This is a genomic window from Simplicispira hankyongi, from assembly GCF_003570885.1.
Lineage (GTDB): Bacteria > Pseudomonadota > Gammaproteobacteria > Burkholderiales > Burkholderiaceae_C > Simplicispira > Simplicispira hankyongi.
This window is the reverse complement of the sequence record NZ_QXJC01000014.1, coordinates 33,713-54,784: the sequence shown is the minus strand read 5'-3', so window position 1 is coordinate 54,784 and position 21,072 is coordinate 33,713. Positions and strand designations below refer to the sequence as shown.

The 21,072-nt window shown below is 64.2% G+C and carries 22 protein-coding genes; 12 read left to right on the top strand and 10 right to left on the bottom strand.

Going from position 1 to position 21,072, the window contains the following annotated elements; all coding sequences use genetic code 11:
* Window positions 1-366: 366 nt before the first annotated feature.
* The gene (locus D3F03_RS16905) at window positions 367-1,809 is read right to left on the bottom strand and encodes a diguanylate cyclase domain-containing protein (protein ID WP_119110599.1); all 1,443 of its coding nucleotides are present in this window, start codon (window positions 1,807-1,809) and stop codon (window positions 367-369) included.
* Window positions 1,810-2,218: 409 nt separating this feature from the next.
* Between D3F03_RS16905 and D3F03_RS16900 the strand changes: the two genes are divergently transcribed.
* The 7 genes from D3F03_RS16900 to D3F03_RS16875 all read left to right on the top strand — a co-directional run bounded on the left by D3F03_RS16900 (window position 2,219) and on the right by D3F03_RS16875 (window position 8,676).
* Window positions 2,219-2,767: a sigma-70 family RNA polymerase sigma factor gene (locus tag D3F03_RS16900; protein WP_119110598.1), complete on the top strand. Its 549-nt coding sequence runs from the start codon at window positions 2,219-2,221 to the stop codon at window positions 2,765-2,767.
* Between the two features lie 114 nt (window positions 2,768-2,881).
* Complete coding sequence (locus tag D3F03_RS16895) at window positions 2,882-3,928, top strand: permease (protein WP_119110597.1); 1,047 nt, start codon at window positions 2,882-2,884, stop codon at window positions 3,926-3,928.
* Window positions 3,929-3,990: 62 nt separating this feature from the next.
* Window positions 3,991-4,224: a thioredoxin family protein gene (locus tag D3F03_RS16890; protein ID WP_425453167.1), complete on the top strand. Its 234-nt coding sequence runs from the start codon at window positions 3,991-3,993 to the stop codon at window positions 4,222-4,224.
* A 143-nt stretch (window positions 4,225-4,367) separates the two neighbouring features.
* Window positions 4,368-5,567, top strand: coding sequence for a threonine ammonia-lyase (locus tag D3F03_RS16885; RefSeq protein ID WP_119110614.1), 1,200 nt, complete (start codon window positions 4,368-4,370; stop codon window positions 5,565-5,567).
* 48 nt (window positions 5,568-5,615) lie between these two features.
* Window positions 5,616-5,756, top strand: coding sequence for a hypothetical protein (locus tag D3F03_RS17335; protein ID WP_199665501.1), 141 nt, complete (start codon window positions 5,616-5,618; stop codon window positions 5,754-5,756).
* Between the two features lie 61 nt (window positions 5,757-5,817).
* A complete protein-coding gene (gene queC / locus D3F03_RS16880) occupies window positions 5,818-6,528 on the top strand; it encodes a 7-cyano-7-deazaguanine synthase QueC (protein ID WP_119110595.1) in 711 nt (236 codons plus the stop codon).
* A gap of 255 nt (window positions 6,529-6,783) precedes the next feature.
* Window positions 6,784-8,676: a phosphoenolpyruvate carboxykinase (GTP) gene (locus D3F03_RS16875; protein WP_119110594.1), complete on the top strand. Its 1,893-nt coding sequence runs from the start codon at window positions 6,784-6,786 to the stop codon at window positions 8,674-8,676.
* A gap of 244 nt (window positions 8,677-8,920) precedes the next feature.
* On the opposite strand, the gene D3F03_RS16870 is transcribed toward D3F03_RS16875, so the two are convergent.
* Genes D3F03_RS16870 through D3F03_RS16850 form a run of 5 tightly spaced genes read right to left on the bottom strand, consistent with a single transcriptional unit; the run spans window position 8,921 to window position 13,474 of the window.
* Window positions 8,921-10,300 (bottom strand): 4Fe-4S binding protein, encoded by a 1,380-nt coding sequence (locus tag D3F03_RS16870; RefSeq protein WP_425453168.1) that lies wholly within the window; start codon window positions 10,298-10,300, stop codon window positions 8,921-8,923.
* A 47-nt stretch (window positions 10,301-10,347) separates the two neighbouring features.
* Window positions 10,348-11,169 (bottom strand): FTR1 family iron permease, encoded by an 822-nt coding sequence (locus tag D3F03_RS16865; RefSeq protein WP_119110593.1) that lies wholly within the window; start codon window positions 11,167-11,169, stop codon window positions 10,348-10,350.
* Window positions 11,170-11,179: 10 nt separating this feature from the next.
* A complete protein-coding gene (locus tag D3F03_RS16860; protein ID WP_119110592.1) occupies window positions 11,180-11,518 on the bottom strand; it encodes a cupredoxin domain-containing protein in 339 nt (112 codons plus the stop codon).
* Window positions 11,518-12,927: a carbohydrate porin gene (locus tag D3F03_RS16855; RefSeq protein ID WP_119110591.1), complete on the bottom strand. Its 1,410-nt coding sequence runs from the start codon at window positions 12,925-12,927 to the stop codon at window positions 11,518-11,520. The genes D3F03_RS16860 and D3F03_RS16855 overlap by 1 nt, the downstream gene beginning before the upstream one ends.
* A 1-nt stretch (window position 12,928) precedes the next feature.
* Complete coding sequence (locus tag D3F03_RS16850) at window positions 12,929-13,474, bottom strand: iron transporter (protein ID WP_119110590.1); 546 nt, start codon at window positions 13,472-13,474, stop codon at window positions 12,929-12,931.
* Between the two features lie 14 nt (window positions 13,475-13,488).
* Between D3F03_RS16850 and D3F03_RS17185 the strand changes: the two genes are divergently transcribed.
* Window positions 13,489-13,755, top strand: coding sequence for a hypothetical protein (locus D3F03_RS17185; protein ID WP_147414734.1), 267 nt, complete (start codon window positions 13,489-13,491; stop codon window positions 13,753-13,755).
* Between the two features lie 57 nt (window positions 13,756-13,812).
* Here D3F03_RS17185 and D3F03_RS16845 read toward each other — a convergent pair whose 3' ends face one another.
* Window positions 13,813-14,019: a hypothetical protein gene (locus tag D3F03_RS16845; protein ID WP_147414733.1), complete on the bottom strand. Its 207-nt coding sequence runs from the start codon at window positions 14,017-14,019 to the stop codon at window positions 13,813-13,815.
* Window positions 14,020-14,181: 162 nt separating this feature from the next.
* On the opposite strand from D3F03_RS16845, the gene D3F03_RS16840 reads away from it, so the two are divergent.
* From D3F03_RS16840 to D3F03_RS16825, 4 genes are all read left to right on the top strand, one after another.
* On the top strand, window positions 14,182-15,156 hold the full coding sequence (locus tag D3F03_RS16840; protein ID WP_119110588.1) for a LysR family transcriptional regulator: 975 nt from the start codon (window positions 14,182-14,184) through the stop codon (window positions 15,154-15,156).
* 172 nt (window positions 15,157-15,328) lie between these two features.
* Window positions 15,329-16,330 (top strand): hypothetical protein, encoded by a 1,002-nt coding sequence (locus D3F03_RS16835; RefSeq protein ID WP_119110587.1) that lies wholly within the window; start codon window positions 15,329-15,331, stop codon window positions 16,328-16,330.
* A 35-nt stretch (window positions 16,331-16,365) separates the two neighbouring features.
* Window positions 16,366-17,214 (top strand): metallophosphoesterase, encoded by an 849-nt coding sequence (locus tag D3F03_RS16830; protein ID WP_119110586.1) that lies wholly within the window; start codon window positions 16,366-16,368, stop codon window positions 17,212-17,214.
* A gap of 229 nt (window positions 17,215-17,443) precedes the next feature.
* Window positions 17,444-17,866 carry a universal stress protein gene (locus D3F03_RS16825; RefSeq protein WP_119110585.1) on the top strand — a complete coding sequence of 141 codons (423 nt, stop codon included), beginning with the start codon at window positions 17,444-17,446 and terminating at the stop codon, window positions 17,864-17,866.
* Between the two features lie 55 nt (window positions 17,867-17,921).
* Here the strand turns inward: D3F03_RS16825 and D3F03_RS16820 are convergent, their stop codons facing one another.
* From D3F03_RS16820 to D3F03_RS16810, 3 genes are all read right to left on the bottom strand, one after another.
* Entirely contained in the window at window positions 17,922-18,536 is a 615-nt protein-coding gene (locus D3F03_RS16820) for a TetR/AcrR family transcriptional regulator (RefSeq protein WP_245960668.1), read from the bottom strand.
* A 120-nt stretch (window positions 18,537-18,656) separates the two neighbouring features.
* Complete coding sequence (locus D3F03_RS16815) at window positions 18,657-19,565, bottom strand: LysR family transcriptional regulator ArgP (protein WP_119110584.1); 909 nt, start codon at window positions 19,563-19,565, stop codon at window positions 18,657-18,659.
* A 290-nt stretch (window positions 19,566-19,855) separates the two neighbouring features.
* Window positions 19,856-21,067, bottom strand: a complete 1,212-nt coding sequence (locus D3F03_RS16810; RefSeq protein WP_119110583.1) for an ABC transporter substrate-binding protein — start codon at window positions 21,065-21,067, stop codon at window positions 19,856-19,858.
* Between the last annotated feature and the right edge of the window lie 5 nt (window positions 21,068-21,072).

The following is a 21,072-nucleotide window of genomic DNA, read 5'->3' as shown; positions in this document are numbered from 1 at the left end:
GTTCCGTCTTGCCGTTCCTGGCTGACCGCAGCCTCACTGCGTCTCTGGCTTTGGTGCGCTGTCTCAGAACGTGTTTACGATCTTCCAGGGGCCGCGCAGCGGTCTTTGCGGGATGGGATGCAAGGCGCGGTGGGCGGCCAATAGCCCCGCTATTGGCAAGCGCCGCAACACCGCAGACCGCCCGCAAAGACCACTGCCCAAAGGGTTGGAGCGAAATCGGGCGATTGGACGCCCCGGCTGCTTGCATGGGCATGAGCCCATGCGGCGCATCCGAAGCATCCACTCATCCCGATTGCGCTCCAACGCGGCTCCTGGGAGATCGTAAACACGTTCTCAGACAGGAATGGCAAAGAACACTTGCGCGCATCAAGCCGCCGAAATCGGACTGGGTGCGAACCGGATGCGGTTGCGCCCATCCTCCTTGGCCTGGTACATCGCCGCATCCGCCCTGTCAATCACGCTGTTCTGATCCTCGTCGCGCCCGCGGAAAACCGCTACGCCGATGCTGGCGGTGCATTGGTGCTCGATGGTGCCGGTCGCCGGGCCGGAGGGGGCGGCCTGCAGCACATAGGGCTCGGCCAGGCGGGTGCGGATTTTTTCTGCAATGGCGGCGGCTTGCGTGGTGGCTTCGTCTTGCAGCGTGTCCAGTTCGCACAGCAGCACGACGAACTCGTCGCCGCCAAAGCGGGCCACGGTGTCCGCTTCACGCACGCAGTCTTTCAAGCGTTCGGCCACTTCGATCAGCAGCAGGTCGCCCACCCCATGGCCGTGGGTGTCATTGAGCGGCTTGAAATTGTCGAGATCCAGAAACAGCAGTGCGCCATGGCGGTGGCTGCGCTTGCTGGCCGACATGGTCTGGTCCAGGTGCTCCACCAGCAGTCGGCGGTTGGCCAGGTGGGTGAGCGTGTCGTGGAACGCCAGTTGACGGACCTGTTCTTCCAGGCGCTTGCGCTCGGTGATCTCGCGGGTGATGCCGTGGTACCCCACGATCTCTCCCTGCGCATTGCGGTCGGGTTTCGCCAGCACCTCGCCCCAGATGACGCGGCCGTCCTTGCAGCGGTGCTCCGCCTGGAAGGTCAGGAATCCTTCCGACGTATCGGATGGGTCTTCTGCGGCCCTGCGCTTGAGCAGGCCTTTGACCAGGGCGACGCCTTGGTCGGTGAACATCTCAAAAACATGGTGCCCCACCACCTCGTCGGCCCGAAAGCCCCGCAGGCGTTCGTCCGCCGGGCTGATGTAGGTCATGACGAGCCGGCTGTCTGTCTTCCAGAGCACATCCTGCGCATCCTCCGTCAACATGCGGTAGAGGGCCTGGCTTTCGTGCAGCGCCCGGGTGCGCTCGTCTACCAGGGCCTGCAAGGCGCTGTTCTGCTCCTGCAGGCTCTTGAGGGGGTAGACCTCGCCGTCCTGCGCGCTACGGTATGGAATGGAAATGCCGCTGTGCACGATCATCCACTCGGCCCCTTCCTGGCGGAAGATCAGCACCAGCCGCGCGACTTCTCTGGACAACAGTTGGCCGTCGCTGGGCAAATGGATGTGAAAGAAGGCTGTCACCACCACCACGTCAGGGCTGAGGTCCTGCAGCGAAAGATCCAGCATTTCGATGCGAATGCGGCCCGGCACCTGCGCAAAGTCCTGCCGGGTGATGCGGACCCATTCGTCGCGGTCGTGGATCAGCCGATTGCCGCTGCCGGGGTAGCCGCTGAAGTTCTGGCTGAAGCGCGCGGTCAGGCGGTCGTCCCGTGCGGCGTACAACGCGATGTACTCGTCAAACAGCTCACGAATCTTGCGCTGGCGATCCTGGTGCATGGTGCTGGCAATCCTGGTGTGCGTGGCGGCTCTGGCCCATGCGCATTCTCACAGAAACCCCCCAATTTTGATGCAATTTGTAACTTCTGCGCGATCGCCTTTGACAGGCAAGTGAAGAGATTTGGGAGGTTGGGAATCGGAAATTGCGTTGGGGTGGTTCTTTCCTGGGTTTTTCCCGGTGGTTGGCAGCATGGCGGCCGCGCAGGCCAATCTGCCCGTGGGTTTCCTGACCTGGGTCATGATCATCCCTGTGCTGGTGCGAGAGCCTATGAACAGCATTGCCCCAAATCCATTCCTGCTGCCCGATGACACAACCCCCACCAGATCTGTTGCGGACCGTGGACCATGAACCTGTCCTTCGTGAAGCAGGGCAGCGCCATACCTCTGCATTGCCGTCAAGAGGCACGCCATGAATTGCCTGGATACCGCCTGGAGACAACACGCCGCCGAGCTGCGCGGCTGGTTGCGCCGTCGGCTGAACCAGCCGCAAGACGTGGAAGACATGATGCAGGACCTGTTCATGAAAGCCCTGCGCCAGGGAAGTGGGTTTTGCAAGATTCAAAACCCAAGAGCCTGGCTGTTTGAAGTGGCCCGCAATGCACTGGCTGATCGCTTGAAATCCGAGCGCGAAGCGCTTGCGCTGCCGGACGATTTGGCGGCGCCTGCTCCTGAGGACGCGCCCGTGGACGGTCTTACCGCCTGTCTGCCTCGGGTGCTGTCAGAGCTGAATGATGCAGACCGGCAAGCCATCGTGCTGTGCGACCTGGGCGGCATGCCGCAGGCGGACTATGCGGCCCAGGTCGGATTGACGCTCAGCGCCGCGAAGTCCCGCCTCCAGCGCGCCCGGCTGCGCCTTCGCGATCGCATGGCCACCGCCTGTCAGGTCACGATGGGCACGGGCGGGCAGGTGGAAGACTTTGTTCCCCGGCCACCGCTTGAGTCCCCTCAACAAAGCTAAAGCCGCACCTCTGTCAGGCCCCATTCGAGCCTGCAGGAGATGGTTTCGCACAGTTATTGCATAAATATCGGCGATCTGGTGCGTCTTTTTCCTGTGTCCATCGTCTTCACAGGCATGACCGCACAAACCCTCTCGTTCAAAACCTGGCCAACCCGCCAGCCAGCGGCCTTTCTGGCGCTGGCCGTCTTGGTGTGGTTTGCCGCGTACCAGACCCTGATGCCCGTATCCGAAGCGCTGGCCGCCCTGTTACCGGTGGAGCGCAGCAGCCATCTGGGTGGAGCGCTCCAGTTCTTTTTCTACGACACCCCCAAGGTGCTGTTGCTGCTGACGGGTGTGGTGTTCGTCATGGGCATGGTCAACAGCTATTTCACGCCCGAACGTACCCGGGCCTTGCTGGCGGGGCGAACCGAGGGTCTGGCCAATGTGATGGCGGCCAGCCTGGGCATCGTGACCCCGTTCTGCTCCTGTTCTGCGGTGCCACTGTTCATCGGTTTCGTCCAGGCGGGCGTACCGCTGGGGGTCACCTTCTCGTTCCTGATCTCCGCACCCATGGTCAACGAGGTGGCGTTGGCGCTGTTGTTCGGCATGTTCGGCTGGAAGGTCGCCTTGCTCTACCTGAGCCTGGGCCTGGGCGTGGCCGTGGTGGCCGGCTGGGTCATTGGCCGCTTGAAGATGGAGGCGCATCTGGAAGACTGGGTCCGTGAGATTCCCAAGATGTCGGCTGACTTTGAAGCCACGGACACCACGCTGGCCGACCGTGTGCAGGCGGGGTTCGCCTCCGTGCGCGAAATTGTGGGCAAGGTCTGGCCCTACATCCTGGCGGGCATCGCCATCGGTGCCGGTATTCATGGCTATGTACCCCAGGACTTTATGGCCAGCTTCATGGGCAAGGACGTCTGGTGGTCGGTTCCCCTGGCCGTGGTGATCGGTGTGCCCATGTACACCAATGCGGCGGGTGTCATTCCCATCGTGCAGGCCCTGCTGGCCAAGGGCGCCGCCCTGGGCACGGTACTGGCGTTCATGATGAGCGTGATCGCGCTGTCGCTGCCCGAGATGGTCATCTTGCGCAAGGTGCTCAAGGTGCGCCTGATCGCCACCTTCGCAGGGGTGGTGGCTTTTGGCATTTTGTTGGTGGGCTTTGTCTTCAACGCAGTGCTGTGACCCGCTCGCGTGGCCAACCCCCCCGGTCAATCCCTCTCTCTTCATTTCAAAAGGAGCCCATGATGGACATCAAGGTACTCGGCACTGGCTGTGCCAATTGCAAAAACACCATCGCGCTGATCGACCAGGTGGCGCAGGCCAATGGCGTGACGGTGACGCTGGAGAAGCTTGAAGACCTGCGCGACATCGCGCGCTATGGCGTCATGCGCACGCCGGGCGTTGTGATCGACGGCAAAGTGGTGCATGCCGGTGGCGTACCCAGTCGCGAACAAGTGCAGGGTTGGCTCAGCGCCTAATCAGTAAAAGGTCACACTGGCATCCTTGGTTTTGAGCAAAATCAGGCGCTAGCGCTTTCCAGGCAAGCGCTAATTGCTATCAAGTTTGATGATAAAAAAGTGTTCGGTCCCGCCATGTGGCATTCCCCGCCACAATGCTGAACATGATCACCCTGCAAGACATCCAGGACGCCGCCTCCCGCCTGCAAGGCCAGGTGCTGGACACCCCCTGCGTCGAATCCCGCACGCTCTCCGAAATCGTCGGTGCGCAGGTCTTTCTCAAGTTCGAGAACCTGCAGTTCACGGCCTCCTTCAAAGAGCGCGGCGCCTGCAACAAGCTGGCGCAGTTGACCGCAGAGGAACGCGCGCGCGGCGTGATTGCCATGAGCGCCGGCAACCACGCCCAGGGCGTTGCCTACCACGCGCAGCGGTTGGGGATTCGCGCCGTCATCGTCATGCCCAGCTACACCCCTGGGGTCAAGGTCGAGCGCACGCGCGGCTTTGGTGCTGAGGTGGTGTTGCACGGCAGCTCACTGGAAGAAGCCAGTCAGCATGCCTATGCCCTCGCCGAGGCACAGGGCCTGGTCTTCGTCCACCCGTACAACGATGAGGCTGTTGCGGCCGGCCAAGGCACGCTGGGCCTGGAGATGCTCACCGCCGTGCCGAACCTCGACGCGCTGGTCATTGCCGTGGGCGGTGGCGGCCTGATTGCCGGCGTGGCCACGGCGGCCAAGGCGCTGCGCCCCGGCATCGAGATCATCGGCGTGCAGACCGAGCGCTTTCCTGCCATGGTCAACGCCGTCAAGGGCACGCACCACAGCCAGGGCACCTCCACCATCGCCGAAGGCATTGCCGTGGGCACGCCGGGCACGGTCACGCTGGAGGTGGTGCGCCGGCTGGTGGACGACCTGGTGCTGGTCGATGAAGGCGACATCGAGCAGGCCGTACTGATGCTGCTGGAGATCGAGAAGACGCTGGTGGAAGGCGCGGGCGCCGCCGGCCTGGCGGCGTTGGTGCGCTACCCGGAGCGCTTCAAAGGCAAGCGCGTGGGTCTGGTGCTGTGCGGCGGCAACATCGACCCGCTGCTGCTGGCCGCCATCATCGAGCGCGGCATGGTCCGCTCCGGGCGGCTGGCGCGCATCCAGGTGAGCGCGCGCGACGTGCCCGGTGTGCTGGCGGCCATTGCCAAGACCGTGGCCGACGCGGGCGCCAACATCGAGGAAGTGCACCACCAGCGGGCGTTCACGCTGCTGGCGGCACAGAACGTGGAGATCGAGCTGGTGCTGCAGGCGCGCGGCAAGGCCCACGTGCAAGAGGTGCTGGAAAAGCTGCGCGCGGCCGGCATGGAAGCGGTTTTGCGCTGAGCAGCCTAGAATCGTGATTTTTCCCGTCCCCGTTTCAGGAGCCCCGCCATGACCGATTCTCACAGCCCCGTGCCCGCCCACCCGGTCGACCCCGTGGAATCGGTGGTGCATGTGATCCCCTTCGTGCTTCCCGCCGTCGGCGCCATCATGATTTTTCTGCTGGCAATGATTGCCGTTTATATGGCGTGAGCCCTTTCTGGCTCACCCCGAGGCCCCGCACCGCGGGGCTTTTTTATTCAAGGAAGTTTCCATGCGCAACAGCCACGCTCTGGTGCTCTTTTCCGGTGGGCAGGATTCCACCACCTGCCTGGCCTGGGCGCTCGAGAACTTTGCGCACGTGGAGACCATCGGCTTTGACTATGGCCAGCGCCACCGCATCGAACTCGATGCCCGCCTGCGCGTCCTGGCTGCCCTGCGCGAGCACTTTGGCCAGTGGCAGGGGCGTCTGGGGGACGACCATGTGATCGACTTGGCGGTGCTGGGCCAGATCAGCGACTGCGCCCTGACGCAAGGCACGGCCATTGCGCTCGGCGAAGCCGGCTTGCCCAACACCTTCGTACCGGGGCGCAACCTGCTGTTCTTCCAATTGGCAGCCGCCGTGGGCTACCGGCGCGGGCTGCGCACCCTGGTGGGCGGCATGTGCGAGACGGACTATTCCGGCTACCCCGACTGCCGTGACGACACGCTCAAGGCCTTGCAGGCCGCGATTTCGCTGGGCATGGGCCAGAGCTTCACCATCGAGACACCGCTGATGTGGCTGGACAAGGCGCAGACCTGGGCGCTGGCGCGCACGCTGGGCGGCGAGGCGCTGGTGGCGTTGATCGTGGAGCACACCCATACCTGCTACGAAGGGGAGCGCGGTGTGCTCCACGCCTGGGGCTATGGCTGCGGCCACTGCCCGGCGTGCGAACTGCGCAAAGGCGGCTTCGAGCGCTGGTCGGCAGACCTTATGGCGGCATAACCCTATGCAAGTTTTGCATGAATATTGCAGCTGTCTGACAGACAGCGTGGGCTGGTCTTCTTAGAATCGACCTCCCAGCCGACCCACGGAGCCCGTGAATGCGCTTTGCCTGTCGAGCACCGCGCGCCCCGAGAGCCGACTGAGCCTGGAGCCGTTTTTTCAAAGGCCGCTCAGCAACGCCACCCGCGCGGCCTCGCCCGCCCTCCGGTTCGTCCGCTTCCTTTGAAAAACCGTTTTCAACTTAAGGAAGCCTCCATGAACGCACCCACCTCACCGGGCCTGAACCTCAGCGCGCCTGCCTATGTCAAAAATACGCGCCTGCTCGCTTGGGTAGCGGACATGGCGGCCCTGTGCAAGCCCGAGAGCATCGTCTGGTGCGACGGATCGAAAGAAGAGTACGACCGCCTGTGCCAGCAGTTGGTGGACGCCGGCACCTTCAAGCGCCTGAACCCCGCCAAGCGCCCCGACAGCTTCCTGGCGCTGTCGGATCCGTCCGATGTGGCGCGCGTCGAAGACCGCACCTTCATCTGTTCGAACAAGAAGGAAGACGCCGGCCCGACCAACAACTGGATGGCGCCAAGCGACATGCGCGCCACGCTGCAGCCCTTGTTTGACGGCTGCATGCGCGGCCGCACCATGTACGTGGTGCCGTTCAGCATGGGACCACTGGGCAGCCACATTGCCCACATCGGCGTCGAGCTGACCGACAGCGCCTACGTGGCCGTGAACCAGCGCCTGATGACGCGCATGGGCAAGGCGGTGTACGACGTGTTGGGCGCGGAGGGCGAATTCGTGCCTTGCATGCACAGCGTGGGCGCGCCTCTGGCTGCGGGTGAAAAGGACCAGACCAACTGGCCTTGCAACCCCACGGTCAAGTACATCGTGCACTACCCTGAAACGCGCGAAATCTGGAGCTACGGTTCTGGCTACGGCGGCAATGCCTTGCTTGGCAAGAAGTGCCTGGCGCTGCGCATCGCTTCGAACATGGGCCGCGCGGCCTCAGAGGGGCCCTCCGGTAGCCCGGGCTGGCTGGCCGAACACATGCTGGTGCTGGGCGTGACCAACCCCGAAGGCAAGAAGTACCACGTCGCCGCCGCCTTCCCCAGTGCCTGCGGCAAGACCAATTTCTCGATGCTGGTGCCGCCGGCTGGCTTTGAGGGCTGGAGCGTGACCACGATCGGCGACGATATCGCCTGGATCAAACCCCATGCCGACGGCAAGATGTACGCCATCAACCCCGAAGCGGGTTACTTTGGCGTGGCGCCCGGCACCAACATGCACACCAACCCGAACTGCATGCGCTCCCTGGACCGCGACGTGATCTTCACCAACGTCGCACTGACCGACGACGGCGACGTGTGGTGGGAAGGCATGGAAAAAGACACGGGCAAACTGCCCGACCACCTGATCGACTGGAAGGGCCAGGATTGGACGCCGCAAATCGCCAAGGACACCGGCGCCAAGGCCGCGCACCCCAACTCGCGCTTCACCGTGGCCGCCACCAACAACCCGGCGCTCGACCCTGCCTGGGACGACCCGGCGGGCGTGCCCATCGACGCCTTCATCTTCGGTGGCCGCCGCTCGACCACGGTGCCGCTGGTGACCGAGGCGCGCAACTGGCAGGACGGCGTCTACATGGCCGCCACCATGGGCAGCGAGACGACCGCCGCCGCCTTTGGCGCGCAAGGCGTGGTGCGCCGCGACCCCTTCGCCATGCTGCCGTTCTGCGGCTACAACATGAGCGACTACTTCCAGCACTGGCTGGATTTGGGCGCCAAGCTCAAGGCCTCGGGCGCCACGTTGCCGAGCATCTTCACCACCAACTGGTTCCGCAAGGACGATGCTGGCAAGTTCGTCTGGCCCGGCTATGGCGAGAACATGCGCGTGCTCAAGTGGATGCTTGATCGCATCGAAGGCAAGGCAAGCGGGCACGAGACCATGTTCGGCATTGCCCCTACGTATGGCGAAATCAACTGGGCGGGGCTCGACTTCAGCGCCGCGCAGTTCGATACCGTGACTGCCATCGACAAGGCAGCATGGAAGGATGAGCTCAAGCTCCACGACGAGCATTTCGCCAAGCTTGCCTACCACCTGCCCAAGGAACTGCTGGCAACGCGCGCTGCCATCGAGGCACGGCTGGACGCTTGAACCGGCCAAGCAGCAGGTCTGTGATGCGGACCTGCAAGCAAGAAAGCCACCTTCGGGCCATGCTGAACAAGTCCCTCACGCGCCGCGCATCCGTACCTCGGGCGGTCTGCGGCGTTGCAAATCCTCGCCATAGCTGCGGCTATGGCTGCGGTTTGCGCCTTGCATCCCATCCCGATGCACGGCGCGCGTCATCGCGGCGACTTATTCAGCATCGCCTTCGGGTGGCTTTCTTGCGGGTGGAATTTCAGAACACCGAGAGCAGATCCAGCGTCCGCACCCACAGCAGCACCGGCAAGGCGGCGGCCGCACCAACGAGGGCGGTGGCAATGGCTGTGCGCCAGACGGGCATGCCCGCGCGCCGCTGCTGCCCTACGCACAGGGCCACGCACCCGAGCCAGGCTACGGCCAGCAGTGTCAGGCGGGCCTGCGGCAGCCAGTGAAACACAATGCCTTCGGTGCGCAGCTGCGTCAGCGTGAGCATGGAGAGCCCCAGGAACAGGTTGGCAGCCGCCATGGGCACGAGGCCTAGCGCCAGCACTTTCCAATCGGTGCGCACCACCCGTGCGCCCAAGGCGGTGACCAGGTGGGCAAAGCCGCCCACCAGCACGGCGGTGCCGGTGAGCCAGGCCACGATGCCGGCGCCATCGAGCCAGCTGAACACGTCAGAGACTTGCGGGTAGTGCGTCAGCACCCACCAGGGTGCGTTGCTGGCCAGCGGCCAGAAAATGTCGTGGTCCACCAGCCAGGTCGCCAGCCACTGCCTGCCTTCTACAAAGCCCGGTGCCATGGTCCATTGGAAAGCCCCAAGGGCAAAGCCCAGCATGCCGTAGAGCAGCAGCAACGCCTCGTAGCGCCCCACGTCGCCGGGTTGGCTGCCCACGATCTCGCTGCCGGGCCAGCGCAGGGTCAAGGCGACGGCATCGCGGTGGCCGCTGCAGCGCCCGCACGAATGGCACTGTGACGCACTGTTGAGCGCATGCACGTTGAGTAGCGGCGGGCAATCCACGGCGGGAATGTGGGCCGGCTGCAAATCCCAGGCCGCACGGTCCACCTTGAAATGCACCGGTGCCAGGCGTGCGAGCAGCGCGAAAACGCCGGTGACCGGGCACAGGTAGCGGCACCACACGCGCTTGCCCCGGCCATAGACGATGCCCACGGCAATGGCCGCCACCGTTGAGCCACCGAGAATCACCAGAACCGGGCCTGGGTACTCGTACACGCTGATGAGTTGCCCGTAGAGCGTGGTCCCCAGGAAGCCCACCAGCGGCCAGCCGGGCCAGCGCATCCAGCGCGGAATCGGCAGGCCCTTGCCGGGGCGACCGGCAAATTCGGTCAAGGCCCCTTCAGGGCACATCACGCCGCACCAGAAGCGTCCGATGAGCAGCATGGAGGCAATGACAAACGGCCACCACACGCCCCAGAAAGCAAATTGGGCAAAGCGTGTGAGGCTGGTGAACATGCGCGCGTCTTCGGGCGGCATGGGCAGGAAAGCCGGCACCGCTACGAGCACGAAATACAGCACGACGATGCCCCACTGCAACTGCGCGATGCGGCTGCGGTTGCGTGCCATCCAGTCGCCAAGGCGTGCCAGCCGTGTGCGCGGCGCGCCTGCCATGACATGCACGGTGCTCACGCCAGCACGGGTGCGTGTGAAGCTTGTGGACTGCATCGTCATGCGCTCGGTTGCTGGGGGGCACGCCGGGGCCACCAGCGCCGCGCCACCATCAGGGCCCAGAAACCAAAGAACACCAGCACGTCGGCCGCCGAAGGGCGTGCGCGGTAGCCCAACAGGTTTGCCAGCCACTTGCCGACGCCACTGCCGTCGTCCAGTAGCGCGCTGGTGTTCCAGAGTGGGTCGGGGCCGGGTGGAATCCACTCCAGGCCAATCAGCCGATCCGTCCCCAGCACCAGCATGCCAGCGGCAAACAGCAGCAGCAGGTTGGCGCTGACGCGCAGCACCTGCTGCTGCGGCAGAAAACGCAGGCCGCGCGCTGCGGCCCAGGCGGTGATCCCCGCCAACGCAACCCCTGTCAGCGCCGAGGGCAGGAGAGCACCCCAGCCGACGCCCGAGGCAATGCCCTGGAGGAAGATCACGGTCTCCGACCCTTCGCGCGCCACGGCAACGGCGGCGACGGCAGCAATGCCCCAGGCGCCGCGCCGCTCGGCAGCGCGGTCCAGCGCGCTCTCCATTTCCCGGCGCAGACCGCGCGCGTGGCGCCGCATCCATAGCACCATCTGGGTCATCAGCGCCGCAGCAAAGAGAATGAGCAGCGCCTGGAAGATTTCCTGCCCGCGGTCCGACAGGTTGCCCAGCGTTCCCTGCATCACGGCAGCCAGCGCCACCGCGAGTGCCAGGCCCGCTGCCACGCCGCCCCAGAGTCCGGCACGGGTCGTACGCCCGCCACCGCGGCCGGTGGACCAGGCCGCAAGAATGCCGATGACCAGCATGGCTTCCAGGCTTTCGCGCCAGACGATGACGAGGGCATTGAGCATGGAGGGGCTTTCAGCGCGCGACGATATGGCCTTGCGCCGTATCGGGATGGAAATCGCCAAAGAAGCGGTAGCTTCCGGGCTTGAGCGGCACGAACACCAGGAAGCTGGTGGCGCCAGGCGCCAGCACTTTTTCCTTCTTGAGCTCCAGGCTCTCGAACTCCTCGGCCTCTGGGCCGGCGTTGTGCAGCACAAGCTTGAAGCGCGTATTGGCGGGCACCACGATCTCGGTGGGTTCGAAGCGGCCGTTTTTCATTTCCAGCCGGAAGGTGGGCAGCTCCTGTGCCTGTGCTGCGCTCGCCGCCAGCAGCAGCCCCGCGGCGGTGAGTAGCAAGTGTTTGGGCACTCGCATCAGAACCCCACCCGGGCGCGCAGGCCAACCAGCGCGATCCCCTTGGCATCGGGATTGGCCGCCGGCCGCGAAATATATTGCAGGCTGGGTGTGATCTCTACGTGATCGTTCAAATGCATGCGGTAGTACAGCTCGCCAATGCGCTCGGAACCACGTGCGGCAAAACCATAGTTGGCGGGATCCGCTGCCGATGCCGAGGCGTAGCGCCCGCTGGTGCGCAGCATGCCGAACGCCAGGCCCAGGCCATCGGAGCCGCGCCGCCAGGCCGAACCGTCGAGTTCTCCACCGATGGTGAATGCACCGTTGAACAGCACATGCCCGGAGGTCTGGTGGCCGTAACGCCCAAATAGCGTCAGCTCGTCTGTGACGCGCTGGTCCATCGAGAGACCCATGCCAGCGTGGCGAGCTTGACTGCCATCGAAATCGGTGCCGCGCGCATTGCTCCATGCATAGACGCGGTAAGTGCCAGGCAGATGGTTGATGCGTGGCGAGACCCAGGCCTGCGCGATCACGAAAGGTTTTCCGCTGCTACCGCGGAAGTTGGCGCCGTCGCCCGAGCCAAACACGCCCAGCGAAGTGCCCCATGGCATGGTTTTCTCGCTGGAGTTTTCGTACGCGGCTATCGCCCCAGGGGCGAAGCCGAAGTGGTCGGCACCCGTATCACCTCCGGAGTCGAGCAGAGGGTTGTGGACGAACACGTTGTTCGCAAAGCGCCGTGTCTCATCGTCGGCGATGGCGTTCTGGTCAAAGAAAGCAAACGGGTCAATCTTGCCGACGGTGAACACCGCCTTGTCAGAGGCTTTCTGGTCAAGCGGCACCTCCAGCTGGTACCAGGCCTGCGCCACCGTGAACTGGGTGTCATCCGTGTCGTTGCCGGCAAAGGCCGTGGTGTTGGCGGTGCCGGTGTAGGTGGGTCGCAGCGCCAAGCCATCACCTTGCCCAAAGCGTGCATGCAGAAACACCTTGCCCTTGTTGGCGCCAAAGTCACCCCCAGGCAAGGTCGCGGCCACGTCGCCGCGGTAGTTGGCACGGCTGCCGCTCGAACCCGGATCGGCAAGTGAACTGCGCCCTGTCTGCTGCACCATGCCGGTCAGGCTGCCTTCGACCCTGATGCCGCCCAATGCATCGGCCAACTTGCTGGCCGGGCCTTTGAGCGCATCCTGCTGTGCTTCCACGGCCTTGAGGCGGGTGGCCAGTTCGGGCTCGTTTTCGCTGATGCGATCACTTTCCAGCGCGGTACGCAATTGCGCGTTTTGCGCTTCCAGGCGTTCCACGCGATCGGCCAGCGCCTTCACTTGCGCCATCAGCGCGTCGGAGTCGGTTGCGGCCTCGCTGGCAAGCGGCAGGGTCGCAGCGCACAGGGCCGCAGCCAGCGCGACGGCCTTGTGCGCAGGGAGCTTGCGCCGCATGTCAGTAGCCGCCCTTCTTGCCAATGCCAGCGTAGGTGAAGTCCCATTCCAGATCGACCGTCTTGAACCAAGGGCGCACGCCGGTCGCGCGGTCGGTATGCCGGCCAAAGTGCATACCCGTGGCATTTTCCTTGGCGTTGGGCGGGTAGATGGTGAACTTCACGTGGTACTTTCCGGGACCTGCGAGCTTGACGTTGTCGCCGTAGTGCGGGCCGTCGCTGGCCACCATGGGCATCATGTCGCCACGGATGGCTTCGCCCGAACCTTGTTTGGTCAGCTCGTATTTCACGAGCAGAAAGGGAATCCAGGTGCCTTCGGAGTAGCCATTGACGTTGCTGCTCAAGGCGTGGATGTCGGCTTCGAGGTGAATGTCGGATTCCGACACCTTGTGCATCATGCCTGCGGGTTCCATCTCGACCGGCTGCAGATAGACGGCCCCCACTTCCATGCCGGAGACGTTCTGGGGCGCACCGATCGGGTACTCCAGCGCCAGAGCAGGCAGACTGAGGCAGAGAGCGCCGGTCAGGGCGAGGGAGCGAAGCAGCATGTTGCGAGCCTTTGATGGATGTTGAAAAAGGGCTCAATCGGAGTTCAGTAAAGGTGCATGCGATTGAGAACGACTCGCATTCTAAAAGTATTTTGTGGAGAAAGTTTGCGCAGGATCAAGAATGCGTTGCTGGCGTGCCTCTGTGCTGGGAGAAGTGCCTGCGCATGGGCAGGCGCGCCTACTTTGCTCCCGCAGGACGCAAAAAAGCCGCGCTAGAGCGCGGCTTTTTTGCTGAAAGCGTGAACCTTTATCAAGGCAGACAGGCTGAACAAAGCAGCTAGCGGCCTCCGATGCGGAAACCGGAAGCACCAGGCTGATGCCCTCCTGGGAGACGCTACTCAGTCTTGGCGCTGAAGGGCGCAGACAAGGTCGTTCATGAGGCGTGGATCTTGCTGGGCCAGCGCCCACATTTCGCGGTCTTCGCGGGCCTTGCGGCGTGCAACCCGCCAAGCGGCCAGCATGGTGCCCAATCCGGATACCCGGTTGACCGCCGCTGCGGAGAAGGAAGGGGTGCGCAAAAAGGGCGAGTGGGCAAGCGTGGACATGGTGAAACTCCTGGCAAACAACGGCACCAATTGGTGTGATGGGTGAATACTAGGGTTTACCCGCGTGTTATTCAACTTTATGTTTGTGATGATGCTCATTCCTATCGTGAATATCATGCGTTTCCTCCTCTTTTGAACAGGCTCTTAGCAAGCTCCCCTGCCATGCCTGACGCCTTTCGCCGTCTCGACCTGAATTTGTTGCGCGTGTTCGACGCGGTCATGGCCGAGCGCAGCCTGACGCGGGCGGCCCACAAGCTGGCGCTGACCCAGCCCGCCGTCAGCAATGCCTTGCGCCGCTTGCGGGAAACCCTGGGCGATGAACTGCTGCGCCGCAGTGGCACCGGCGTTGAACCCACACCGCGCGCGCAGGCGCTCTGGCCCGTGGTGCAGACCGCGCTGGCGCAGCTCGAAGCCGCACTGGCACCCGAGCGCTTTACTCCCCTGCTGGCCGACAACAGCTTTGTGCTGGCCATGGCGGACGCCACCGCTGCGGCGCTGCTTCCGCACATGGTGCGCATCCTGGCCGCCGAAGCGCCGGGCGTCTCCATGCGCGTACTGCCACTGGCCACGCGCGACCCGCGCCGCCTGCTGGACGACGAGACGGCGGACCTCGCCATCGGCTACTTCCCTGCGGTGCTGGCGGATCTGACCGCGCGCAACCAGACCGGCGACGCGGTGAGCTACGCCCACCAGCGCGTGTACGACGGCGAATACGTCTGCCTGATGCGCAAGGACCACCCGCTGGCTGCCAGCCCGCTGACGCTGGACCAGTACTGCGCGGCGCGCCACCTGCTGGTGAGCTTTTCCGGCCGGCCCTACGGTTTTACCGATGAGGCGCTGGCAGCGATGGGGCGCGAGCGCCGTATCGTGCTCACCGTGAACCAGTTTTTCACGGCCGGGCGCATCGTTGCCAACTCCGATTTGCTGACCGTGCTGCCGCTGCATTTCTTTGGCGTCACCGGCCTCGAAGGTGCCTTGGTATGGCGGGCGCTGCCCCTGCAGTTGCCCACGGTGCATGTGGATGCGCTGTGGCACCAGCGTCGCGCCAGCGGCGCAGCGCACCGCTGGCTGCGCGAGGTGGTGGCCCGCGCGGCAAAGGCGGAGCACCTGCCTCAGCAGACCTCTGGTGCGCCGTAGAACATCGACGCGTCCCCGGATCGTGAACACCTTCTCAGGCCGTACCCTGCTTCGGCCCTGCACGGCGTAGGTTTTGCGTACAGAACGCGTGGTGCACCCGCTACCATGCGCCACGCGCGTTTGCGGCCCGATGCGTCGGCTGGCGCCAAGACCCCACTTTCTGGAGCTTCCCATGCACAAAATTCTGGCGCTTGCCTTGGCCGCAACGAGCGCGCTGGCACTGACCTCCGGCGTCTGGGCGGAAAGTCCGGCGACTGGCCACATCCATTTGCTTTTGCTTGACGCGCAGCAGCAACCCGTCGTGCACGCCACCGTGCGCGGTGCCTGCCAGTCGGACGATGGCAGCTTCTTTGGCGGCCAGAAGCTGCCAGCGCCCTGGTCCTGCACCAGCGACGCCCAGGGGGTTTGCAGCGCAGAACTGCGCTTGCTGCCCAAACCGGGATCGGACCGCGCCAACGCCTGCAAGGCGCTGGCCGCCACCGAGATCACCGAGGCCGGCGCAGCAGCCGACAAGAGCAGCTACTTCACCTTCTTTGCCGACGGCCAGGCGCAGAGCTACAACCTGCTGCAAAAAGGCGCCAGCTGGAAGCATGGCGATTACTTCTTCAAATCCCTGGACAACCAGGCAGCGTTCGAGGCCCTGGTCGGCCGCAACGACAGCAATTTCTACAAGAGCCGTATCGCGCTCAAGGACGACCCGGCAGCTCCCGCGCTGATGCTGGACACCGCCGCTGCGCACGCGCCCGAGAGCCGCGAATACCCGAACACCGAATTTTTGCGGGTGCGCATCGACCGCAAGACGCACCAGCCATCGGTGCAGGTGGTCGTCACCGACACGTACACCGACTACAGCATGCATTTGCTGAGCGAGGCGCGCTATGGCGCTGCAGCGGGCGAGAAAAGCGTGGCCCTCAGCGTGGACAAGCAGGGCTCCACCTGCAACATGCGCGACCTGTTCGAGCGCAAGTGCAGCTACCAGGAAAGCGCCAGTTTTCCCGTGGACATGGACGCCTTCCGCCAGGCTGCTGCCGCGTACCAGCCGGCCAGGCGCACGCAGTGGCGCTTTCAAATACGGGCCAAGTCGGGTCACGAACAGACGCGCACGCTGAGCCATGCCGAATTCCACGCCGTGGCGCAAGCGCTCGACGAGGTGCTGGCTGGCCAGCGCAACTAGGAGGCTGTTGGTGCTGGCAGGGCGAGAATCTGCCCATGAAGATTCAGCTGCTCTCCGACCTGCACCTGGAGGTGCACCCCGACTTCGCGCCCCAGCCGGCCCCAGGCGCTGGCGCGCTGGTGCTGGCGGGCGACATCGGCTCGTACCAAACAGGCTCGCTGCTCATGGGCGACGACTTCGGCCTGGAGCACTTTTCCCCGCTGCCGCAATACGCCGGCTGGCCGGTGCCGGTGATTTTCGTGCCCGGCAACCATGAGTACGACGCGCAGGATTTCCACGCCGCCCACGAGCGCCTGCGCGCCACCTGCGAGCGGCTTGGCCTGATCTGGCTGGAGCGCCAGACCGCCGTGCTGAACGGCGTGCGTTTTGTCGGTACCACGCTGTGGAGCGATTTCGACGCACTGGCCGACGACGCCCGCGTGGAGGGCGATCGGCGCCTGCAGATGCGCGAGAAGGCCTTTCGCGCCGCCAACTATTACCTGCGCACCACCGGTGCCACGGTGCACGGCGCAGCGCTGCTGGCGCCCGAGGTGCGCCAGCAGTCGCTGCAATGCCGGGAGTGGCTGGAGCAGGCCTTGGCCCTGCCCTTTGGCGGCCCGACCGTCGCCGTCACCCACTTCGCTCCCAGCCTGCGCAGCGCCGATCCGCGCTACGGTCTGAAGCCGGGCACCGCCGGTTTTTGCAATGCACTCGATGCCCTGCTGCCCCATGCGCGCCTGTGGCTGCACGGCCATCTGCACACGCCCATCGACTACACGGCGCAAGGCCTGCGCGCCGACGGCAGTTCCTGGCGCTGCCGGGTACGGGCCAACCCACTGGGCTATGCGCGCAAGAACGAGCAGCTGTGCTTCGACCCCTTGTGCTGCGTCGAGCTTGGATCGTGAACACGGTTGAACGGCGATTTTGATCGCTAGCTTCTATTTTTATAGCTGCTGGCGCATGCTGCATAAGCGCTAGAGGCCATTTTCACCTAATTTTTTCACGTGAACTGTGGGCCTGATGCCCTTCGAGCCCCTGCCCGTATGATGGCGCGAGCGCAGCGGCTTGGCGCTTGCGTGAGCAAAGGCGGCCGCGGGTGCGCCCGATTTCTGTCACCGTACCTGGAGAAATGCGATGAATATCCTGCTCGCTGTCGACGGCAGTGCCTATACGAAGAAGATGCTGGCCTACCTGGCCGCGCACGATGAACTGCTGGGCCCCAAACACGCGTACAGCGTGATCACGGTGCAGGCCGAACTGCCCGCCAGGGCGCGTGCGGCGCTGGGCAAGGACGTCGTGGACGAGTACTACGCCGAACAGGCGGAAAAGGTGCTCGCCCCCGTCACCAAGTTCCTTGATCGCAAAGGCCTCACCACCAAGCGCATCGTCAAGATTGGGCCGGCCGGCGCCACCCTTGGCAAGGTCGCCGATGCTGGCAAGTACGACCTGCTGGTGATGGGCTCGCACGGCCATGGCGCGCTGGGTACGCTGGTCATGGGGTCCGTGACTACGCAGGTGCTGGCCAACAGCCGTGTGCCGGTGCTGATCGTGCGCTGAGCGCGCCTCGGCAGGTGGTAGGCGGGAAGGTGCACCGCGCGCTTTGAACAGGCGCTTAGCGTGCGCGCAGCCCGTCGAAGCAGGTGCGGAGCACCAGATCCATGATTTCGTCGTTCTTGTACAACCCGCTTTCCTGCAGAAAGCCGACGACGGTGTCGCAGGCCCGGGCGTAGAGCGTGTAGAGCACCACGAGCGGCGGCAACTGGGGGTCCAGTACGCCCTCAGTTTGCGCCTGTACGATCCATTCGCCCAATGTGTCGCTCAGAAGCACCACACCATCGGCATAGTCCTTGTTGCTCATGAGGACGGCACGCAGCGTGGAGTTGTGGCTGGGCAGCAGCGGCATTTCGCCTTCCAGCAGCCGCTCAAGGGACCAGCGCACCACTGCGCGCAGCTTGTCCACGGCTGCAAGGGAGGGGTCAAGGCCGGCCACATGGGCGTTCACCAGGTGCAGCACCTTCACCATGGCGGCGCAGCAGAGGTCTTCCTTGCTGCCAAAATGTTTGTACAGGCTGGCTTTGGCGATGCCGACGCCACCGGCCACGTCGTCCATGGTCATGCAGTCGAACGATTTCGACCCCAGCAGGTCGCAGGCCGTCTGCAGAATGGCGCGCTCACGCGCCTGGTGCATCTGTTCTTTGAAGGAAACCTTGGGGGGAGCGTTGTCCATGGCCCAATGGTATACAGATCAGTTCAAATGTGAATAGGTTGGTCGTACAAAAACCATGGGGTTTACTCGCATTTTCCGCTCGCCCGGCAGGGGCCATGGCGTGGCCGGGCCCGTCGCGGTTCAAGCCAGTGCCGCGCCAGCCCCAGCAATCAGGGCATCGGTCAGCGCATTGAGCACGGCGGACTCCAGGTTCCAGCAATGCCAGTACAGCGCAATGGGCAGCGAACTGCCGGGCGCCAGATCGACCAGGCTGCCGTCTTCTATGTGCGCCCGCACCAACAACTCGGGCAGCACGGCCACCGCCCAGCCGGCCTGAACCGCACGCAACTGTCCCTCTGTACTGGGAACGAACAGCTGGTGCAGCGAAACCCGTTTAAGACCAAAGATACGGGCGACAAATTCGGCCGACATGTCGTCCTTGCGGTTGAAGGAGACAAACGGCACCTCACGAAAGCTGTGCTGCGTCAGGCCCCTGGGCAGGCAGCGCTCGGCAAATTCGGCCTGCGCCACGGCGACGTAGCGCATGGCGCCCAGCGGCACCATGCGACAGCCGCGCAGTGCCTGCTTGACCGTGGTGACGCAGCCCAGCACCTGGCCCGAGCGCAGCCATTCCTGTGTGAAATCCTGGTCGTCGGCGATGATTTCCAGCGGCAGGCGCTGGCGCGCCAGGGGGCCGAGCGCCTCCAGCGCCCAGGTGGCAATGCTGTCGGCGTTGACGGCGATGGCGATGCGCTCTTCCTCGCGCCCGCCGCCCTGCGAACTTGGCGTGAGCTCCTGCAGATCACGCTCCAGGTCGGCGCGCAGCAGGCGCACCTGCTTGGTGTGCTTGAGCAGCATTTGCCCAGAACTGGTAGGTCGCAGCGGGCGGCTGCGCACGATCAGCACCGACCCCACCTGCGCCTCCAGCGCCCGCAGGCGCTGCGAGACGGCTGACTGCGTCACGTTGAGGCGCTGCGCTGCGCGTTCGAAGCCGCCCTCCTCAATGATGGCGGCAAGACATTCAAGGGCAATCGGGTCAAAGGTGCTCATGGCGGCGCAGTTGGGTGCATCAGCAAAACTGATGGCAGGTGAACGGCGCTGATTGTGTTTTTTTAGTGGCACGCTGTCGAGTGGCGATGAACCCGAAAAACCACAGCGCTGCCGGCTATCCGTTCCGGCATCTGCAGGGCAGGGGCTTGTGGTCTGTGCCGCAGCACACGGCAGGGAGCCTGAATAAATACCAGGCAGCTAGAATTTATATAGCTAACAATTCAATGTAAGTATGCGTGAGAGGCCAAAAAAACACTGAAATCTAGGGTGGCGAAACCTGCGCTGCCAATTCACTTCTTGCGCTGCACGATCAGGTTGCGCCGTGCGTCTTCGGGGTAGGCAAATGTCACGGCGCCAGCCTGTACCTTGCCCATGACCAGCATGTTGGCGGTCAGTGCATCTTTGTCCTTGTTGCTGAATGGATGCTCGTAGGTGGCCACCACGCCGTAGTACACCCGCGGAATATTCTCCAGGGCTGTCTTTATGGTCGGGCCGCTGAGCTTGCCATCGCGGATGCCCAGCAGGGCGTAGGTGAACAGATAGACCGCGTCGTACCCTTGGGCCGCCGCCATGGGCACCACCAGTTTCTTGCCCCACTTGTGGGTGTAGGCACTCAGAAACGCCGCGCGCCGTTCGTTGCTCGGCTCGGCAATGAAGGTCTGCGCCATCAACGCGCCCTCGGCGGCCTCTTTTGCTCCGTCAATGAAGAAGGGGAAGGACAGCGGCCAGGCACCTACCTGTGGCACCTTCCAGCCAATGTCGCGTCTGCCGTTGGCAATGGCCGCGTTTTCCGGGCCCACGGTGTAGCTGAAGACCACGTTGGCGCCCGCATCGCGGGCGGTCTTGAGTTCGTCTTTCAGATCGGTGACGCCCAGCGGGAAGCGGGTGATGTTCACGGGCCGCAGCTGGTGTGCTGCGAGGGCGGCCTCCACGTCCTTCAAGCCCGCCTCGCCGTAGCCGGTGGTGTCGGCAAAGATCGCCACCTTGGTCCAGCCGCGCTTGACCAGGTCGTTGACCACGAAGGGTGCCTGGATGGCGTCGCGCGCCGAGTTGCGGAAGATATAGCTCTCGGCCGGTGGGTACTTGGCGGTGAGCGGTGTGCCCGTGGCGCAGGGGATGATCAACGGAACCTTGGCGTTCTGGAATACGGCCAAGGATTTTTCCGCGACCCCGGTATTGCAAAAACCAATGGTGCCGAGCACGCCTTGGGCGACCAGGTCTTGCGCCCCCTTGAGGCCCACATCGGGCGTCCCCTGGTCGTCGCGAATGACCAATTCCAGCGGGCGTCCAAGGTAGCCCCCGACGGCGTTGATTTCATCGACGGCCAGCTTGATGCCCTGGAGGAGCGGGGTGCCGAAATCCGAAGAAGCGCCGGTGAAGGGGCCAATGACGCCCAGCTTCACAGACGTTGCGGGCTGGGCTGCTGCCAACAGTGGCAGAGCGGCGCACAAGGCCAACAGGCCGCGCAGTGCGCGGGCGCGCGGGTGGTGCGTAGTGCTCATGGTGT

Coding starts and splice junctions, on each gene's coding strand:
- D3F03_RS16835 (WP_119110587.1), top strand. CDS start 15,329: ATGCACAAAATTCTGGCGCTTGCCTTGGCCGCAACGAGCGCGCTGGCA.
- D3F03_RS16890 (WP_425453167.1), top strand. CDS start 3,991: ATGGACATCAAGGTACTCGGCACTGGCTGTGCCAATTGCAAAAACACC.
- D3F03_RS16840 (WP_119110588.1), top strand. CDS start 14,182: ATGCCTGACGCCTTTCGCCGTCTCGACCTGAATTTGTTGCGCGTGTTC.
- D3F03_RS16825 (WP_119110585.1), top strand. CDS start 17,444: ATGAATATCCTGCTCGCTGTCGACGGCAGTGCCTATACGAAGAAGATG.
- D3F03_RS16855 (WP_119110591.1), bottom strand. CDS start 12,927: ATGCGGCGCAAGCTCCCTGCGCACAAGGCCGTCGCGCTGGCTGCGGCC.
- D3F03_RS16885 (WP_119110614.1), top strand. CDS start 4,368: ATGATCACCCTGCAAGACATCCAGGACGCCGCCTCCCGCCTGCAAGGC.
- D3F03_RS16895 (WP_119110597.1), top strand. CDS start 2,882: ATGACCGCACAAACCCTCTCGTTCAAAACCTGGCCAACCCGCCAGCCA.
- D3F03_RS16845 (WP_147414733.1), bottom strand. CDS start 14,019: ATGTCCACGCTTGCCCACTCGCCCTTTTTGCGCACCCCTTCCTTCTCC.
- D3F03_RS16815 (WP_119110584.1), bottom strand. CDS start 19,565: ATGAGCACCTTTGACCCGATTGCCCTTGAATGTCTTGCCGCCATCATT.
- D3F03_RS17185 (WP_147414734.1), top strand. CDS start 13,489: ATGGATGTTGAAAAAGGGCTCAATCGGAGTTCAGTAAAGGTGCATGCG.
- D3F03_RS16810 (WP_119110583.1), bottom strand. CDS start 21,067: ATGAGCACTACGCACCACCCGCGCGCCCGCGCACTGCGCGGCCTGTTG.
- D3F03_RS16850 (WP_119110590.1), bottom strand. CDS start 13,474: ATGCTGCTTCGCTCCCTCGCCCTGACCGGCGCTCTCTGCCTCAGTCTG.
- D3F03_RS16860 (WP_119110592.1), bottom strand. CDS start 11,518: ATGCGAGTGCCCAAACACTTGCTACTCACCGCCGCGGGGCTGCTGCTG.
- D3F03_RS17335 (WP_199665501.1), top strand. CDS start 5,616: ATGACCGATTCTCACAGCCCCGTGCCCGCCCACCCGGTCGACCCCGTG.
- D3F03_RS16830 (WP_119110586.1), top strand. CDS start 16,366: ATGAAGATTCAGCTGCTCTCCGACCTGCACCTGGAGGTGCACCCCGAC.
- D3F03_RS16820 (WP_245960668.1), bottom strand. CDS start 18,536: ATGGACAACGCTCCCCCCAAGGTTTCCTTCAAAGAACAGATGCACCAG.
- D3F03_RS16875 (WP_119110594.1), top strand. CDS start 6,784: ATGAACGCACCCACCTCACCGGGCCTGAACCTCAGCGCGCCTGCCTAT.
- queC (WP_119110595.1), top strand. CDS start 5,818: ATGCGCAACAGCCACGCTCTGGTGCTCTTTTCCGGTGGGCAGGATTCC.
- D3F03_RS16905 (WP_119110599.1), bottom strand. CDS start 1,809: ATGCACCAGGATCGCCAGCGCAAGATTCGTGAGCTGTTTGACGAGTAC.
- D3F03_RS16900 (WP_119110598.1), top strand. CDS start 2,219: ATGAATTGCCTGGATACCGCCTGGAGACAACACGCCGCCGAGCTGCGC.
- D3F03_RS16865 (WP_119110593.1), bottom strand. CDS start 11,169: ATGCTCAATGCCCTCGTCATCGTCTGGCGCGAAAGCCTGGAAGCCATG.